The following is an 18,233-nucleotide window of genomic DNA, read 5'->3' as shown; positions in this document are numbered from 1 at the left end:
CCTTGAAATAAAAAAGCTGAATACAGGAGCATATTCAGCTTTAAGATATTATTCAAATTTGCAATATTAAATTACCAAAACCATTGTACGTTTAACCCTGCATTAACGCTACTAGTTTCATATTCATCTGGTTTATGAAGTGGTACACCTAAAAACAAATCATAACTGAAGATATTAATATTACCCCTCATGCCTATAGCCGTTCCTAATAATTGGTCATCAGAATAGAGACCAAGTGGATATACACCTCCGAATATTCGACCATAGTCAAGTGCGTAGTATGGGTAAAAGGAAAAGTCAGGAATATAAAAGTTTAGTTCATTTCGTAAGTAAAATCCCTTATCTCCGATTAATGAAAACTCCTCATCGAAACCACGTACAGTCCAACGGTTACCTAACGAGAATTGATCTTGAATGGTTAAGCGATCTCGTGAATATTGTACAAATAGTTGTGGGTTATAACTCATAATAAAATTGTCAAAGACAAAAGGAAACATACCGGAAATATCGGCAGTATAAACACGGCCCATAGTGCTAACATCACCATACTTCATATCCCAGCTTTCTTCAGCGCCAAACCAAGGTACATTGCGTTGGTAATATATTGAAGCATCGACGGTTGAATTATTGATATTTTGACGGTGGCTAACGCCGAGTTTAAGACTGGTAAGGTCACGTTGTTGAGAAAGTAGTGCTACATCCTCCAACTTATATTTTGACTTTCTTTTAATTAACTGAATTGATGCTGTATCTTTAAATGTTTGCCCCCGTAAAAAGACATTACTGGCAGTGGCGTTATAATATTTACTATCACCATAATATTTATAACTAAGTACAGAGTCATTAATAGTTTGCTTATAGTCACTTTTACTTGCATACAATGAGAAAAGCCAATAATTATAGGGAACTGCATAATAAATAGACGCATTACTAGTGCTATTGCGTGCTTGGTTTTTTAAATTTTTCCCTGCAGAGACATATATAGTATCGTTTAAACTGGTTAAGTTGTTAGCATATAGGGTTACGCCAGCTTGATCTTTACCTGTTTGGCGGCTTCCAGGGTTATTGTAATATCCACCTACATTGAAGTGAGAAGATTTTTCTCTTTGTATGGAAATATCAGATGTGGAAAACTCTTTACCTGGCGCTAATTCAATATTCACTTTAGCACCAGGGATCCGCTCAAGGTTTTCTAAACCTTGTTCAATGTCACGGATATTCAGAATATCTCCTTCTTTAGCGGGCATAATTGCCCCCAAGGTAATATAAGTATCACTACCTTCAGCAAGTTTAACATTAGCCACTTTGCCTGGAATAATTTGCAGTGTTAAAGTCCCTTCACTGATATTTTGTTCTGGAATATTAACTCTAGTGGTAACGTAACCTGATTTAATTATTTTATCTTGTAAGCCTTTTGCTAAGGTTTCAACACCATTAATACCAATACATACACCAACAACTTGGTTTGCATATGTTTCAAGAGGACGCATAGAAGGGAGTTTAGGTTCAGAGAGCAAAATGACTTGCTTCATTTGAAAGCAATCTTTTTCATCATCGAAAACTAAAATATTATTTGACCGCTCTCTTGTTTTACCTAAGACATCTTTAGTTTCTAGTTGAGTCTGTTGTTGGCGAGAGCGATCTTGGCTGGTTTGGTTATTGATTTGTTGGTCAATAATTTGTGCAGTATTACCTGATACGTATAATGGAAAAGATAATAAAGTTGCAGATAAAAAAATAAATCGAAAATTCATGGTTACCACATATATTCTTATGATTAAAATATAATTAGAAGAGGCTTGTAGAAAATAATTTCTATCTTATATGAGAATTATCTTATCTATGTATAGCATTGTTAGCATTTTAAGACGGTTTTCATATATCCCCTTATAATAAAATTGTCGTTATGAAAATATTTATTTTTAGCTGATTTGAAATTACTAAGATTATGCTTTAAATTTAAATTTATTAAAAATTAATTATATTAACTAACTAATGAAAAACAAAATGGGAGGTTAATGCTAATATTGATTTAGTTATGGTTTTATATTTTTAGATGCGATTGTTTTTTTAATGAAATCAAAAGGTAATATTTACTCCGTTATAGGGTGAATAAGGTTTTATACTTAGGTGTATAAACACGAAAATGAAAGGGGAAATAAGATAAACATTAGTATGTTTTAACCATTAAATATTTAAATAAGAAATAATAACTATCGAGTTTTTTAGCTAAGTGAATATAAGGTTGATATTATGAATCAGGAGACCAAAGGCCTCCCGAATCAGCTAATTAGTAATAATTAGATGTGTTTAAAACGACAGTAGAGCCTAAGATGCGGCCATAAGGACCATTGTAAATTACAGGGCTTGTAATCTCAGTTTTTCCATATGAACTTAATACCCCATTGTTGTTTTCTACGCGGCTAAATGCGTTAATGGAGAGATCTTTACCAGCACGGATAAAGCCAGAATAGGTATTATTTAACCTATTCATATCCAAGTTAATGGTTTTAGACGCTAGGATTTTTCCGTAGCTATTTTCAAGGTTGTTTTTTAAGTTAATTTTAACATCGCCATCAGTTCCTGCATTTTGGAACGTATTAGCTGAGATAATTCCATATTTATTATTTAAATTAGTTCCTTTGATAGTTACAGAACCATTTTTGGCATAGATACCACCAGTATAGCCGGCAGCACCGAAGATATTTCCGCTATTATTGAATTGTGCTGAATTAGTGTTATCTATCTGACTCGAATTTATGACAACATTAGAGTCTGCAGTAATTAAGCCTTTATCATTTCCAACATAAGTTGCTTTGATATTAAGGTTGTTCCCTTTGATATATCCATTTTGATTATTTAAAGTAGTTACATTGTATTTAGATTTACCTGCATTTGAAATGAGTGAACCGTCATTGTAAAGGATATTTGCATTAATATTTAATGCCTTACCACTATCAATAACACCATAACGGTTATTTAATAAATTACTTGATAGCGTAATATTAGTTTGGCCGTTAGTTGATTTTATCAAAGCATTCTGGTTTTGTAGTGTTTCAGCATCAATATCGATTCTTCTTTTTGCGATAATTTGGCCATTACTATCATTAGTAATAATATAACGCCCTGTTAATGCAACGTCCTGTCCTGAAAGAACTGAATTATTGTTATGGAGTTTGGTAGTATCAATGGTTAATTTCCCACCGGCTCTGATACCACGCTCAGGCTCATTGATAGCGCCATGATAGATAGAATATGAATTATCTATAGAGTTTGTAGAAGTAATATCAATATTGCCTTGTTTAGTTTTAATTGAGCCGTTGTTGTTAGTTAAATGATTTGTATTAATTTCTATATCTTGCTGTGAATGAATAACCCCCCTCTGGTTGTTATTGATAGTACCAGCGGCGATTTTGATATTACCACCGTTAGATTTAATATCGATGGTTCCATTCGAATTCATTAGTGCATTTTGGTTATAAACTAGTCCAGTCGAATCTATTTTAATACCGCCTGAACCTGCTGATAACATACCTAGGTTAGAGACACCAGTTCCACTCTCAGTAGAAACTAAAGTAATTTTATCTGCGTACATACCACCCATAGCGGCAACATCAATACCAACACGAGGTGTTGAATTTGAGCCTGGTAATTTAGTGATGTTAGTTGCATCTGCATCAACAAAGTTATTACCAGTAATAACATTAATTTCTTTAGCTGTAATATTTCCACGAATAACTGCCGAACGAGCGATGATATCTGTTGGTGAGTCTGACTGTAGACGGTTGTTAATCGTGATTTGACCATTTGAAACGTTGTAGCCAAGAACTTCACCTCCAGCGACAATTGGTTTACCCGTTGTGAGTGTCACACGATCGGTATTGATAAAACCACAGTTATTACATGTGATGCCAGATGCGTTAGCAACGATAACTTGTGCTTTATCACCAGCGACTTCAATCATACCACCTAAGGTGCTTGCTTTATTTGAATTAACTTCATTTAAAATAACTTTCGCAGGGCCATTGCCATTGCCTAAATTTAGGTTTCCATTAATTTGGCCGCCTAAAATGGTATTTGTGTTGGTCGTACTGTTGTTTAAAATAACACCTTTTTGGTCAACATCAAATTGGCTATAGATGTTATGTGAGACACCTTTGTCACTTGCTCCTTTAATCTGCACAATAGTAGGGCCATTGCTTTGATTTATAACACCAGCACCATTGGTATTAATAACCGCGCCGTGAGCAATAGATATTGAACCTAAAATAATAGATACATTTAAAAAGAGTGGTTTAATTTTCATCATAGGATGAGTAATTGAATGGTTAGAAGAATGTTTCATAAATATCCCTAAAATAGACTATAGATAAAATTAAAAATAGCTAATAAAAATTCCATTAAAGCATAAGAATTATGCATGATATTAATTTTCATTAAAATTTAATTGTACTTAAGTCGGTACTGGGGAATGTAAGAAGAGTAAAATATCTATATTATAACATAAATGGTATATTATATATTTAACCTGAAAATAATTATTTAAATCAATTGGTAATGATTACTCCGCTACGGATTTAATACGAAAAAACACCAGTGTAATAACACGTAGCTATTGATTTTGACATTAGCGTATTGCATTAATAAATATTATGATTTGTGGTTTTTGATGATGTAAGATTTTTTTATTCGAATAAGGTCGAGTATATTTTAGCGTATTTTTATTGTCGAAATGAAAATAATACTAAAATAGTCAAAGTAGACTATTTTAAAAATAATTATCTTATTTTAGTAATCAAGTCATTAAATTTGAATATGACTTGATTACTCTTTATTCGTCCATCTACCTTTGTGTTGCGGCTTTCATATTTTCAACAAACTCCGTTAATGATTTAAGCATAATATCAGGTCGATTGAGGTTATTTTCGATAATTTTAACTACAGCGGAACCTGAAATCGCACCAGCGGCACCATTTTTAATGGCTTCTCTGACTTGTTCCGGTTCTGATATTCCAAAACCTTGCAAGGCAGGAGCTGCTTTATATTGGTTTAATTGACTTATTAAATGAGTCAAAGGCATTTCAGCGCGTTTTTCTGTACCCGTCACACCAGCACGAGATAACAAATAAGTATAACCTTGGCTGTGTTCGCCAATTTGCTGGAGTAACTTTTCATCAGCATTTGGTGGGCAAATAAAAATAGGGGCGATACTGTGTTTTAATGCAGCTTCACGAAAAAGTTTTGATTCAGACATAGGAACATCTGCAACGAGTACAGAGTCAACGCCTGCATTTTCGCAGCGAATATAAAAATTTTCGATACCATTGGTGAAGACTAAATTTGCATACACTAATAAACCAATAGGAACAGTAGGGTGCTTTTCTCTAATTCGACGGAGTAATTCGAAACAAATTGTCGGGGTGATTTCACTTTTAAATGCACGTAAATTAGCATTTTGGATGGTTGGACCATCTGCCAGAGGGTCAGAAAATGGAATACCGATCTCTAATGCATCAGCACCACCAGCAATCAAAGCATCGACAATTTTTAATGATAATTCAGCATCTGGGTCACCTAAAGTGACAAATGGAACAAATGCGCCTTGGTTATTATGAGCTAAACGTTCAAAAAGTTGTGTGTAGCGTTCCATTAGATTTCTCCTTTGCTGGCTAAAATATCATGCACTGTAAAAATATCTTTATCACCGCGACCAGACAAATTAACGATTAATAATTGTTCTTTGTTGGGTTCTTGCTCTGCCATTTTCAATGCATGTGCCAGTGCATGAGACGATTCTAGTGCAGGAATAATCCCTTCTTTACGTGATAATAATTTAAACGCATTCAAGGCTTCATCATCGGTAATAGAAACATATTCAGCGCGACCAATACTGTTTAAATGCGCGTGTTGTGGCCCTACAGAGGGAAAGTCCAATCCTGCAGAGATGGAATACGATTCTTCAATTTGACCTTCACTGGTTTGCATCATCGGTGATTTCATACCGAAATAAATCCCGACACGGCCATGTTTTAACGGTGCACCGTGTTGCCCTGAATCAATACCTAACCCAGCAGGTTCAACCCCAATTAATTTCACATTTTCTTCTGGAATAAAAGAGGCAAACAAACCTATGGCATTTGAACCACCGCCAATACAGGCTACTACAGCATCAGGCAAACGGCCTTCTTTTTCGAGGATCTGTTGTTTTGCTTCGTCACCAATCATGCGTTGGAATTCACGTACAATTGTTGGATATGGGTGAGGACCTGCCGCTGTTCCTAATAAATAGTGGGCTTTATCATAGCTGCCAGACCAGTCCCTTAATGCTTCATTACAGGCATCTTTTAATGTTGCCGAGCCACTATGAACAGGAATAACTTCAGCGCCCATCAATTTCATGCGAAATACATTGGGAGACTGGCGTTCTACATCTTTGGCACCCATATAGATACGGCATTTCATGTTCAGTAATGCACAAGCCAGTGCTGTCGCAACCCCATGTTGCCCAGCGCCTGTTTCTGCAATAATTTCAGTTTTTCCCATTCGCTTAGCCAGTAGTGCTTGGCCTAATACTTGGTTAGTCTTATGGGCACCGCCGTGCAGTAAATCTTCCCGCTTTAAATAGAGTTTTGTTTTTGTACCTGCGGTTAGATTTTTACATAACGTTAGCGCAGTCGGGCGACCTGCATAGTTTTTTAGTAAGTCGTGAAACTCACGAATAAATTCATCATCATTCTGTGCGTCGATAAACGCGTCTTCTAATTGGTTTAATGCAGGAATAAGAATTTCTGGGACATATTGCCCACCAAACTCGCCAAAATACGGATCTAATTTGCTCATTATTTATTGTCCATTTTTTAAGTTACATTAATTGGTGTTGGAGTTTTATCTTTCGTTGTGTATTAGTGAGCCGTTGATTCGGCTAACAACGCTGATAACACCAAATTTATTTTTTGTTCGCTTTTTATACCCGGTTCAATTTCAACCCCTGAATTAAAGTCTAATCCGTTGCACAGTAACTTTGCCGCGTCTAGGCAGTTATCAAGGGTAAGCCCGCCAGCTATCATTAATTTCTGTGTTGTGGACGAGGGGGCAGTTGACCAATCGAAGGTTTTGCCAGTTCCACCGGAGCCATTATCCAGTAGTAACACATCAATACCTTGTGTGTCGTAGTCATTTAAAGTCGTTCGTGACATATCGAGTGCTTTCCAAACTTCACAGTAGCTTGGTAGAAATGTTCTTAACGTATTGATATAAGAAATATCTTCATCGCCATGTAATTGCACAGCAGATAACGCAAGCTGCTTAGCGATATGGGCAACAAAGTCAGCGGACTGATTACGGAAAACACCGACATATTTTAAAGGCGCGGCATGAATGATATTTTTCGCCCGTGACAGCGTCACTTTTCGGGGGGAGGTTTCAGCAAAAATTAACCCGCCGTAGTATGCGCCTGCTTCAAATGCGGCTTTTGCATCTTGTTCGCGGGTCAAACCACAGACTTTATGCTCTCCAACTAATAGGCGATGAATAGCTTTATCTAGGTTGGCTTGCTCCATTAGGGCACTGCCAATTAAAAAGCCATTTGCAAATTTTCTAAGTGATTGGATATGCTGATGTAAATTGATCCCCGACTCACTAATTACGATGGTATCTTCAGCTAAGCGAGGCGCGAGTTCACGAGTTCGATTTAAATCAATAGAAAGGTCACGTAAATCACGGTTATTGATGCCAACAACCTTGGCTTTTAACTGAATCGCTCTCTCTAATTCTTCTTCATTACTGACTTCTGTTAAAATTCCCATACTCAGTTGATGAGCAACTTCAGCTAATGCTATATATTCATCATCATCTAAGACAGATAACATCAGTAAGATAGCATCCGCTTGATAGTAACGTGCGAGATAGATTTGGTATGGGTCAATAATAAAATCTTTGCACAACACGGGTTGTGTTACGGTATTACTGACAATCGTCAGGTAATCCATTTTGCCTTGAAAATATTTTTCATCTGTGAGAACTGAGATGGCGCTGGCATAAGGTGCATATGCCTTGGCTATCATAGCAGGGTCGAAGTCTGCACGCAGCAAGCCCTTTGACGGAGATGCTTTTTTGCACTCTAAAATGAAAACAGGGCGTTTTGCGCTTAGAGCGTGATAGAAGCTACGCTGACTAGGCTGAATATCATCAATAAAGCTCTCTAACGGTTGCTTGGTTTTGCGTTCAATTAAATAATCAACTTTATCATCAACAATTTTTTGTAAGACAGTCGCTTTCATTTTATTGGTTCCTTGCCGCGAGTGCTGTAACGCGGTCAAATGCTTTACCGCTACGAATGATTGCGAGTGCATGCTCGCTGTTTTGTTTTAAATCTTCATGGCCATTAATACGCATCAACATGGCAACATTGGCCGCAACCGCGGCTTCGTGAGCGGCTTGCCCATGGCCTTGAAGTAAATGGCTAAGTAATAGGCGGTTTTCATCTGGTGTACCGCCTTCTAAGTCACGTAATTGATATGGTGCTAACCCAAAATCATCTGCTGTTAATTGGTAATGTTGTACTTTGCCATCTTTTAATTCAGCAACTTGCGTGACTGCATGTAATGAAACTTCATCCATCCCCCCACTGTGTACCACAGCAGCACGGGTAAAACCAAGCATCTGTAATGTTTCAGACACGGGTTTTACCAATGACGCTTGATAAACACCGATAAGGGCAATCGGAGGGCGAGCCGGATTAATTAAAGGCCCCAATACATTAAATAACGTTCGAGTTTTTAGTTGAGTACGTACAGGGGCCGCATGGCGGAACCCACTGTGATATTGCGGTGCAAATAAGAAACAAACTCCAAGTTCATCTAATGCGTCACGAGCACTTTGTGCGCTAAGATCTAGAGCGATACCAAAAGCTGCAAGTAAATCTGAAGATCCTGAACGGCTCGAAACACTGCGATTACCGTGTTTAGCGACTTTAATACCGCATTCCGCAGCAACGAATGCGCTCGCTGTTGAAATATTGATACTATTTGCGCCATCACCTCCCGTGCCAACAATATCACTGAATGAGTAGTCAGGACGAGGAAAGGGTTGCGCATTTTCTAAACAAGCTAGAGCAGCACCCGCAATTTCTTGCGGTTGTTCACCACGCATTTTCATGCTGATTAATACTGCTGCTAACTGAGGCTCTGTCAATTCACCTTGAATGATGGCATTAAATAAGAACTGGCTTTCTTGCTGAGTCAGCGGTTGCGCTTTAAATAATTTATCATAAATATTTTGCATAATTGGCTCTTTAGTCTTCCGTTAGTGCGAATGAGAGGATTCGATTGCATTGGGAGTAGAAAGAGCCCATGCCACGGTGTTTTCTAACAACTGTTTACCTTGCGTTGTTAAAATGGATTCAGGATGAAACTGGAATCCACATACTCTATCGCTATCACTACGAACAGCCATGACCATGCCATTTGACTGGGCACAAATGGTCAAGCTTTCTGGAATTTGGCTACCAACTAGGGAGTGGTAACGAGCCACGGATATTGGGTTTTCAAGATGGTTAAACATGGCTAAACCATCATGTGTGGCGATTGATGACTTACCATGCAAAATTTCACCAGCGGCAGAGACGGTTCCACCATAGGCTTCTACGATAGCTTGGTGGCCTAAACAAATACCGATAACAGGAATTTTGCCTTTTACTCGCATTAAAACTTCTGGCATTGAACCTGCTTCGCTCGGTTTTCCTGGACCGGGCGATAAGACTAAAATTGGTGAAACCATTTGTTCTAATACAGATAAAATGTGTTCTACATTGACGGTGTTGCGGTAAATAACCACGTTATGGCCACCTGCACGCAGTTGGTCTACAAGGTTATAAGTAAAGGAGTCAACGTTATCGAGCAGTAAAATGTTGGCCATTAGAATAACTCCTTAACTTGGTGTGCTTGGGCAATTGCGCGGATCACTGCACGTGCTTTATTACGGGTCTCATCGGCTTCGGCTTGAGGGACTGAGTCTAGAACGACGCCACCTCCCGCTTGTACAGTGGCAATGCCATTTTCTACGTAAGCAGAACGAATGACGATGCAGGTATCAAAATCACCATTTCCTTGAAAATATCCTACGGCTCCGCCGTATGATCCGCGGCGCTCTTGTTCATATTGCGCAATCAGCTGCATTGCTTTGACCTTTGGTGCCCCCGTTAAAGTCCCCATATTCATACAGGCTTGATATGCATGAAAAACATCTAAATCTTGGCGTAATGTTCCTACGACATGAGAAACTAAATGCATCACGAAAGAGTAGCGATCAACCTTAGTTAGATTGGCAACGTAACGGCTACCCGCTTCACAAATACGGGCTAAATCGTTGCGTGCTAGGTCAACTAACATAATGTGTTCAGCAAGCTCTTTTTCATCTGAGCGCATGGAAAGCTCAATTCGGCTATCTAAATCAAGGTCTAATTCACCTTGTGCATTACGGCCTCGAGGGCGAGTTCCAGCGATTGGGTAAATTTCCACCTTGCGGTTTTCTGTCGCATATTTGAGAGCACTTTCAGGCGAAGCGCCAAAAAGTGTGAATGCGTCATCTTGCATGTAGAACATATAAGGACTTGGGTTTTGTGCTTTGAGTTTTTGGTACGCAATCAAAGGATGCGAGCACGGCATCGTAAATTTACGAGAGGGGACAACCTGAAATATATCACCGCGGTATATGGCTTCTTTTAATGAGGTAACAACCTCCCCATATTCTTGGTCATTTTTGTTTATCGATACAGAAAAATCGGGCGCCGTTGCTAAAGGAAGCGCCGGTAAGAAAGGCCGGCACGAAGTAATAATTTGTGAGTGACGTTGCTTCACAGTTTCGACATTTTGCTCATTTTGCGTAAATAAGACACTTTTTAGCCGAGCAGCCTGATTTTGATGGTCGATCACTAAATAATGTTCAGCAACAAAAAAACAATAGTCAGGGCACTGATTAACGGTATTAACGCTGGGTAAATCTTCAAAACTGGCGACTAAATCGTAAGCAAATAGCCCACTAACAAACATATTTTCAGGTTTTGTTGAATAAGTTTGCGCGAGCGCGGGTAGCGCACGCAAAACATCCAAACAAGATGCCGCCTTTAGACGACTGTCTTCGTCTAAATCTGTTGCTGGCAGGCTAAAGGTTACCGTTAAGCTATTTTCTTGCAGGTTATGATGTGCGATTAAATCTATTAATTGCGCTAACAGTTTTGGCAGTAAAGCCTGGCCATTTGGCGTTAACGCTTCGATTTCAACTTTTTGGCCAAAAGCACGAATACGCAGCGCACTGTTGACAACAAGCAAGCTTTGTAAGTTAGCTTTATTATTAATTTCAGCAGATTCCAACAGCATTGTTGATGGAACTTGATGACACAGATGATTAAATAATAATGTTGGATCAGGCTGATAATTAATTGGGCTATCCAGATACGTAAAATGTGCTAATGTGGTGCTTTGTTCGTTCATTTTGTTGCCTTACATTAATTTTTGACATTAAAAAACCCGCCGAGGAAGGGCGGGTCTGGCACTGAAACATACAATAACTATGCGCGTGCGGCTTCCGCCCAATTTGGGAAGTCACGCCACCAACGATTTGATAAGTTAAATAAAGTCATTGTATGCCTCACTGGATAAATTGATTATTTTCGGTTTTAGTTATCTTGCGTACTAGTTAACTGGATCATGATATTTATGTCAAGGACTTTGTTAATTTATTAGGAAAATAGTTTTTCATGGAAATTGGAGAAGATATCAATATGTCGACAACCTCGACGCCATTAGTGACTCGTTATGATTTGCATAGCCATACGACTGCCTCGGATGGTGAACTCACTCCTGCCGCGTTAATCGAACGCGCGATTGAAAAAGGGGTTAATATTTTAGCAATTACCGATCACGATACTTGTGAGGGGGTACTTGAGGCCCGCCGCTATCTTACTGAAAATGAAAGGCCAATTGAGCTCATCAATGGTGTTGAAATTTCGACGCTTTGGGAAAATATTGAAATACATATTGTGGGATTAAATTTTTCTCCTTCGCATCCAGCTATGGTTGAATTGTTAAAAGAGCAATCTGAGCGTCGTTTCGAACGTGGTATTGAGATGGGCAGGCGATTACAAAAAGCAGGCATTGATGATGCGTGGGAGAACGCACAGTGCATTTCTGGTGGCGGGCAGGTAACACGGGCACATTTTGCACAATATATCGTGCAAATAGGAAAAGAAAAAACCATTAATAACGTGTTTAAGCGCTATTTATCAAAAGGGAAAACAGGATATGTCCCTGCGAAGTGGTGCACAATTCAAGCCTCCATTGACGCAATCCATGCAGCAGGCGGTGTTGCGGTATTGGCGCATCCTGCTAAGTATCAACTATCCAATAAATGGCTAAAACGGTTGGTTGCGTATTTTAAACAGTGTGAAGGTGATGCCATGGAAGTTTCTCATTGCCAGCAACCCCCAAATGAAAAACAATACTTAGCTGAATTAGCCAATAATGCTAGCTTACATACATCCGTTGGTTCAGATTTTCATCGACCATGCTCTTGGATAGAACTTGGCCGAAACTTATGGCTGCCTAATGATGATAATGCAGTTTGGACGCTTTGGAATGCGGTAAAAAGTAGCTAATCAATTGATGTATTAATAATGCGGTGTAAAATAATTATTATAAGTGATGATTTATTCTGAGTAGGTCATCTCATGGAATTAAGAGATAGTAGCATTTATAGGTATTTTTGCCGGATGATGCTGTCGATACCCAAAAATTAGAGGTATGTATGAGCCAGTTTTTTTATGTCCATCCGGATAACCCTCAAGCAAGACTTATTAGCCAGAGTGTTGAAATTCTGAATAAAGGCGGTGTGATTGTTTACCCTACAGATTCAGGGTATGCCATTGGATGCCGTTTAGAAGACAAAGATGCTCTGCAGCGTATCTGTCGTATCCGTCAGCTAGATGCTAATCATAATTTCACATTAATGTGTAGAGATCTCTCTGAATTATCGAACTACGCACATGTTGATAACACCGTTTTTCGTTTAATTAAAAATAATACGCCAGGTAATTACACCTTTATTTTACGGGCAACAAAAGAGGTTCCCCGGCGCTTAATGAATGAAAAACGGAAAACCATAGGTTTGCGTGTGCCGTCGAACCCGATTGCTCGGGATTTACTCGAAGCGGTTGGCGAACCGTTGATGTCAACCAGCTTGATTATGCCGGGTGATGACTTCACGCAATCAGACCCTGAAGAAATTCGTGATTTACTTGATAAACAAGTCGATTTAGTGATCCACGGTGGTTATATTGGGCAAAAGCCGACAACGGTGATTGACTTTACTGATGATACACCGGTTGTGGCGCGAGTCGGAACTGGGGATCCAACACCTTTTGAGTAAATATCACTATTGGAAAGTCTAAGGTTCAGTACTGAATTAAATAATATTGTATTGAAAGTGCGATATACAGATAAGTAATAGGGGTTCAGGACAAACCTGTGTATAATGCGCGGGTTTTCAAATTCATTGCTTTTTGGTGCGGTAAAAATCACGCACCAAAAAGGTATTTGACGCCTGTGAAGGCGACAGCAGAGGGTTACATGAGCGTAAAACCGCAAAAAACTGAAAAATTACAAAAAATCCTTGCTCGTTCTGGGCATGGTTCTCGTCGAGAAATCGAAACATTCCTGCAAGCGGGTCGCATTAGTGTTGATGGCAAAATTGCTACACTAGGAGACCGTGTTGAAGTTACACCCGCAACAAAAATTCGTTTGGATGGCCGTTTATTAGCGATCAAAGAAGCTGAAAAGGAAATCTGCCGTGTCATGGCTTATTACAAGCCTGAAGGTGAATTATGTACACGTCATGATCCTGAGGGGCGCCCAACTGTTTTTAATCGTTTACCACGGTTAACGGGAGCACGCTGGATTGCTGTTGGCCGTTTAGATGTTAACACAAGTGGCTTATTATTATTCACGACAGATGGTGAACTAGCGAATCGTTTAATGCACCCTAGTCGTGAAGTTGAACGTGAATATGCAGTGCGCGTGTTTGGTGAAATTAATGATGCAAAAATTCGACAGCTAATCAATGGCGTACAACTGGAAGATGGCCCTGCTTCGTTTAAAACGGTGTCTTACCGTGGTGGAGAAGGAATGAACCAATGGTTTAACGTCACTTTAACTGAAGGGCGTAACCGCGAAGTTCGTCGCCTTTGGGAATCCGTTGGTGTCCAAGTCAGCCGTTTAATCCGTGTGCGTTATGGCGATATTGATTTACCAAAAGGTTTACCTCGTGGAGGATGGACGGAGCTTGGTTTAGCGCAAACTAACTATCTTCGTGAGCTGGTGGAATTGCCGGTAGAAACGGAAAGTAAAGTTGCAGTTGAGCGTGACCAACGTCGTATTAAAGCGAACCAAATTCGCCGTGCGGTAAAACGCCATACACAAGTCGCATCACGTCCTGCATCAAAACGTCAGTCATCAAGACCAACAGCGAAACGTCGCACTCGCATCTAGACTGATTGTAATTCTCTAATATTAAACACGCTGAGACCATCTCCCTCAGCGTTTTTTTTATCTAATGTATTGTCTATTAAAATATATTCGCTTTTATATGAGAGAAATGACCTTAGGGTAATGATTGAGTTGAACATAGCCTTATTAATAATAAGAAATTTAATGGTCTAGTTCACATTATGATGAAACCTATCAATAAAAGATAATATATATGAGATGCTCATCTCATTTTAATGTAATTAAAAGTCTTAGTATGACCCTTCTTGTGGGATGTGACTCACAAAATACTGGGTTGCTAACTGATAATAAAGACAAATTTACAGATAGACCTATTACTTACCCAGTTTATCCAGATAAATAAAGAATGGTTTAAGTGGATAAACTTGAATAAGGACAAAACATGAAAAAAATAACACTGACTTTGAGTGCGATTGCATTGGCATTAAGTTTTACCGCGACGTCTCAAGCTAAAATTCCGATGCCAGAAACCGTAAGCCCTGGCGTTACCGTTGTTGAACTTGCTCAACAGCAGCCTGTTAACTGGGTTTCTATCGAACAAATTAAACAAAGCCTAGAAGGGAAAGCCCCGATGGCTGTTGGATTTGATATCGATGATACGGTGTTATTTTCGAGTCCAGGCTTTTACCGTGGTAAATTAGAGTTCTCACCTAACGATTTTAGCTATCTCAAAAATCAACAATTTTGGGAAAAAATGAATAATGAGTGGGATAAATTCAGTATGCCAAAACAAGTGGGTATTGATTTAGTCAAAATGCACTTAGACCGCGGTGATACTGTCTATTTCATCACTGGCCGTACGAAAACCAAAACTGAAACTGTCACTAAATACGTTCAGGAAGGTTTAGCAATACCGGCAGATAAAATGCAACCTGTCATTTTTGCGGGTGATGAGCCAGGCCAAAATAATAAAGTAAGCTGGATGCGCGATCACAAACTTACCATCTATTATGGTGATGCTGATGCCGATATCGCAGCAGCACATGAGTTAGGTATTCGCGGTGTCCGTATTTTACGCGCTGCAAACTCTTCTTACCAACCATTACCAAAAGCAGGGCGCTTTGGTGAAGAAGTTGTGATTAATTCAGAATATTAATTCTGTCATGAGTCGAATGAAGAGGAGGTCAAACGACCTCCTTTTTAATCGTTACCAATTTTAGTTAGTGATCGCAGAATCAATAATCACTCGATTACCTGAAATGCTTCCAGTTGTCCCATTAGTGACGATAGGACTGGTAATTTTCGTGGTATTAGTAGAACTTAAGACCCCATATTGGTTATTAATACGGTTTTTTGAGTCAATAGTTAGGTTTTTACCGGCTATCACTTTACCAGAGTAGTTTTCTAATGAACCTACATCAAGCTTTTGGTTATTAGCGGCTGTAATTTGGCCATAATTATTATTGAGTGCTGCTTTGAGATTAATATCAACATCGTTACGCGCAGCTGCATTGTTATTTACATTTGCAGCAATAGAGCCATTGGTATTGTATAACGTATCACCTTTAACTTTTATCGTGTCATTATTGGTTTGTAGGCCACCATTTTGGTCTGTTAGGCCAAATTTAGCATTAACAAGTTTAAAGTCATTACTGTTATTGTTATTCAAATAACTAGTTTCAATGTCGAGATTATTTTCAGCATTAATTAAACCTGCTTGGTTATCAATATTATGCGCCTTGATTGTAAGATTATTTCCTTTAATGTAACCAGAACGATTGCTCATTGAATTAGTAATAATGACGGATTTACCATTATTCGAGATAATTTCTCCTGAGTTAGTGAGTTGATTTGCATTGATATTCATCAATCGGCCACTATGAATGGTCGATGTTCCCCCATTAGTGAGTGATACCGATGCATCTAAATTCATCTGGCCATTAATGGCATTTATTTCAGAATTAGTTTGCGTTAAGTTCATCGTACTGATGTCTGCATGGCGTTGTGCAATGATTTTGCTATTTGATGTGTTATCAATCGCGGATTGTGCGCTGATCTTGCTATCTCGTCCTGCAGTAATATTGGAGTTTTCATTTACAATACGAACGGCATTGATCGTGATATCACGTCCGGCATTGAACCCTTTTACTGGATCATTTGGATTGGCGAGATTATCCCTGTTGTAAATTATATTCATGGAGTGAATGTTCATGTCACCTTTAGTAGACTGAACTATGCCATTATCATTTACAAATGAATCGGAAAGCGTATTGACATTCTGTTGAGCAATTATTGAACCACGATTATTACTTAGTGCCCCTAATGTACTTAGATTAATATCATTGTTATAGGATGTGATATCGCCATTATCGTTATTAATCGTTCCCATTCCTGAAACAGTGATATTGACGTTTTTATTACCTGCAATACGGCCGTTATTGGTAAGGCTTGCTGCTTTAATATCTATATCACCTCCTGCATTCATATTACCATTGGTATTATTCACCGTTCCTGCGGTATCAATAGAAATCGCGCCATTATAGGTACCGATATCCCCTAAATTACTGACACCGACACCGGTTTCAGTCGCTATTAAAGAAATTTTATTGGCATACATACCACCAATCGATGAAACATCAATCCCAACAATGGGTTTTGTTCCAATCGCAGTAGCAGTGCCCGTCACTTTCCCAGTTGAATTGACGTGATTGTTTCCTGCTATCACATTAAGGCGCTGCGTATCAATAATGCCATTAATAGCCACTGAACGCGCAATTAAATCAGTCGGAGAATTGGTATCTAATGAGCCATTGATAGCAACTTTACCTTGCTGCACATTATAGTTAGCAATGGAACCATCATTTGCTAGCTCTACTTTACCGGTTGTCAATGTTGTACGATTGGTGTTGATAAAGCCACAGTTGTTACATGTAACACCGGATGCATTAGCAACGATTACTTGTGCTTTGCCACCGGCAACCTCAATCATGCCATTTAATGTGGTTGCCGCATTTGAATTTACTTCGTTTAAGATAACTTTAGCTCGCCCGCCGGCAACATTGGTATTGCCACCAATTTTGCCGCCAATGAGGGTATTAGAATTTTTTGCACTGTTATTTAAAATAACGCCTTTTTGGTCAACATCAAATTGGCTATAGGTATTATGGGAAACACCTGCTTGGCTTGGTTTATTAATATAAACGACAGTGGGTCCATTACCTTGATTTAATATACCAGCACCATTAGTTGGTGTAATTTCTGCTTGAGCAATAGTCGTGGTTCCAACAATTATTGAAACACATAAAAAGAGGGGGTTAAATTTCAACCTGGTGAAACTTAAATGAGAATTTGGAACGTTTTTCATATATATCCCTTAAAATAAAATAGAAAAATCTAAGATAACTAACAATCCATTATTGCAGTTTAATTATGCTTAAATAGAAAACTAAATAAAATTAATAATGTTAACATGGGTAAATATATCGTTATTGATTGTTAATTAACTAAAACTGAATAAAAGCGGAATAATATCTACTGTTATAGGTTAATTTGTTTTTTAATCAATGTATTAACTTTACTCAGATTTAGTCTGTTAGGTGGATTTTACTCACGTAGCAATACGTAATCATTTTAATTTGCGAGGGAGAGGGAACAAATAGCATTAATTATTTTTATATTTATTCTTAATCCTTATAAAATAATTTCGATAATTAATATATAAAAGTTAGCAAAAAG

General features: G+C 38.5%; 13 protein-coding genes and 1 other annotated feature. Of the genes, 4 read left to right on the top strand and 9 right to left on the bottom strand.

Annotated elements, in window-relative coordinates:
- Positions 1-71: 71 nt before the first annotated feature.
- The 8 genes from M0M83_RS10895 to M0M83_RS10860 form a co-directional block, all read right to left on the bottom strand.
- Positions 72-1,754, bottom strand: coding sequence for a ShlB/FhaC/HecB family hemolysin secretion/activation protein (locus M0M83_RS10895; protein ID WP_248466572.1), 1,683 nt, complete (start codon positions 1,752-1,754; stop codon positions 72-74).
- Between the two features lie 536 nt (positions 1,755-2,290).
- Positions 2,291-4,345, bottom strand: coding sequence for a filamentous hemagglutinin N-terminal domain-containing protein (locus tag M0M83_RS10890; RefSeq protein ID WP_248466571.1), 2,055 nt, complete (start codon positions 4,343-4,345; stop codon positions 2,291-2,293).
- 498 nt (positions 4,346-4,843) lie between these two features.
- Positions 4,844-5,650: a tryptophan synthase subunit alpha gene (trpA, locus tag M0M83_RS10885; RefSeq protein ID WP_248466570.1), complete on the bottom strand. Its 807-nt coding sequence runs from the start codon at positions 5,648-5,650 to the stop codon at positions 4,844-4,846.
- Complete coding sequence (trpB, locus tag M0M83_RS10880; RefSeq protein ID WP_213912680.1) at positions 5,650-6,840, bottom strand: tryptophan synthase subunit beta; 1,191 nt, start codon at positions 6,838-6,840, stop codon at positions 5,650-5,652. Before trpB ends, trpA begins: the two co-directional genes overlap by 1 nt.
- A 62-nt stretch (positions 6,841-6,902) precedes the next feature.
- Positions 6,903-8,279: a bifunctional indole-3-glycerol-phosphate synthase TrpC/phosphoribosylanthranilate isomerase TrpF gene (trpCF, locus tag M0M83_RS10875; protein WP_213912681.1), complete on the bottom strand. Its 1,377-nt coding sequence runs from the start codon at positions 8,277-8,279 to the stop codon at positions 6,903-6,905.
- A gap of 1 nt (position 8,280) precedes the next feature.
- Positions 8,281-9,282, bottom strand: coding sequence for an anthranilate phosphoribosyltransferase (gene trpD, locus M0M83_RS10870; RefSeq protein ID WP_125893121.1), 1,002 nt, complete (start codon positions 9,280-9,282; stop codon positions 8,281-8,283).
- Positions 9,283-9,303: 21 nt separating this feature from the next.
- Entirely contained in the window at positions 9,304-9,915 is a 612-nt protein-coding gene (locus tag M0M83_RS10865; RefSeq protein WP_125893123.1) for a glutamine amidotransferase-related protein, read from the bottom strand.
- Positions 9,915-11,489, bottom strand: coding sequence for an anthranilate synthase component 1 (locus M0M83_RS10860; RefSeq protein ID WP_248466569.1), 1,575 nt, complete (start codon positions 11,487-11,489; stop codon positions 9,915-9,917). Before M0M83_RS10860 ends, M0M83_RS10865 begins: the two co-directional genes overlap by 1 nt.
- 26 nt (positions 11,490-11,515) lie before the next feature.
- Positions 11,516-11,617, bottom strand: a sequence feature (Trp leader region).
- A 162-nt stretch (positions 11,618-11,779) separates the two neighbouring features.
- On the opposite strand from M0M83_RS10860, the gene rnm reads away from it, so the two are divergent.
- The 4 genes from rnm to aphA all read left to right on the top strand — a co-directional run bounded on the left by rnm (position 11,780) and on the right by aphA (position 15,654).
- Positions 11,780-12,652, top strand: a complete 873-nt coding sequence (rnm, locus tag M0M83_RS10855) for an RNase RNM (protein ID WP_248468447.1) — start codon at positions 11,780-11,782, stop codon at positions 12,650-12,652.
- A gap of 149 nt (positions 12,653-12,801) precedes the next feature.
- Entirely contained in the window at positions 12,802-13,422 is a 621-nt protein-coding gene (locus M0M83_RS10850; protein WP_125893127.1) for an L-threonylcarbamoyladenylate synthase, read from the top strand.
- Positions 13,423-13,622: 200 nt separating this feature from the next.
- Positions 13,623-14,540, top strand: a complete 918-nt coding sequence (rluB, locus tag M0M83_RS10845) for a 23S rRNA pseudouridine(2605) synthase RluB (protein WP_185746927.1) — start codon at positions 13,623-13,625, stop codon at positions 14,538-14,540.
- Positions 14,541-14,940: 400 nt separating this feature from the next.
- Positions 14,941-15,654, top strand: a complete 714-nt coding sequence (gene aphA, locus M0M83_RS10840) for an acid phosphatase AphA (protein WP_125893131.1) — start codon at positions 14,941-14,943, stop codon at positions 15,652-15,654.
- Between the two features lie 60 nt (positions 15,655-15,714).
- Here aphA and M0M83_RS10835 read toward each other — a convergent pair whose 3' ends face one another.
- On the bottom strand, positions 15,715-17,862 hold the full coding sequence (locus tag M0M83_RS10835; RefSeq protein WP_248466568.1) for a filamentous hemagglutinin N-terminal domain-containing protein: 2,148 nt from the start codon (positions 17,860-17,862) through the stop codon (positions 15,715-15,717).
- Positions 17,863-18,233: the final 371 nt, after the last annotated feature.

The sequence above is a fragment of the Providencia rettgeri genome, assembly GCF_023205015.1.
Taxonomy (GTDB): domain Bacteria; phylum Pseudomonadota; class Gammaproteobacteria; order Enterobacterales; family Enterobacteriaceae; genus Providencia; species Providencia rettgeri_E.
This window is presented reverse-complemented; position numbering and strand designations above follow the sequence as displayed.

Bases quoted from the DNA above. Each gene is read 5' to 3' on its own strand.
- M0M83_RS10860 (WP_248466569.1), bottom strand. From the start codon at position 11,489: ATGAACGAACAAAGCACCACATTAGCACATTTTACGTATCTGGATAGC.
- M0M83_RS10835 (WP_248466568.1), bottom strand. From the start codon at position 17,862: ATGAAAAACGTTCCAAATTCTCATTTAAGTTTCACCAGGTTGAAATTT.
- rluB (WP_185746927.1), top strand. From the start codon at position 13,623: ATGAGCGTAAAACCGCAAAAAACTGAAAAATTACAAAAAATCCTTGCT.
- trpA (WP_248466570.1), bottom strand. From the start codon at position 5,650: ATGGAACGCTACACACAACTTTTTGAACGTTTAGCTCATAATAACCAA.
- M0M83_RS10850 (WP_125893127.1), top strand. From the start codon at position 12,802: ATGAGCCAGTTTTTTTATGTCCATCCGGATAACCCTCAAGCAAGACTT.
- trpB (WP_213912680.1), bottom strand. From the start codon at position 6,840: ATGAGCAAATTAGATCCGTATTTTGGCGAGTTTGGTGGGCAATATGTC.
- rnm (WP_248468447.1), top strand. From the start codon at position 11,780: ATGTCGACAACCTCGACGCCATTAGTGACTCGTTATGATTTGCATAGC.
- M0M83_RS10890 (WP_248466571.1), bottom strand. From the start codon at position 4,345: ATGAAACATTCTTCTAACCATTCAATTACTCATCCTATGATGAAAATT.
- trpCF (WP_213912681.1), bottom strand. From the start codon at position 8,279: ATGAAAGCGACTGTCTTACAAAAAATTGTTGATGATAAAGTTGATTAT.
- aphA (WP_125893131.1), top strand. From the start codon at position 14,941: ATGAAAAAAATAACACTGACTTTGAGTGCGATTGCATTGGCATTAAGT.
- M0M83_RS10895 (WP_248466572.1), bottom strand. From the start codon at position 1,754: ATGAATTTTCGATTTATTTTTTTATCTGCAACTTTATTATCTTTTCCA.
- M0M83_RS10865 (WP_125893123.1), bottom strand. From the start codon at position 9,915: ATGGCCAACATTTTACTGCTCGATAACGTTGACTCCTTTACTTATAAC.
- trpD (WP_125893121.1), bottom strand. From the start codon at position 9,282: ATGCAAAATATTTATGATAAATTATTTAAAGCGCAACCGCTGACTCAG.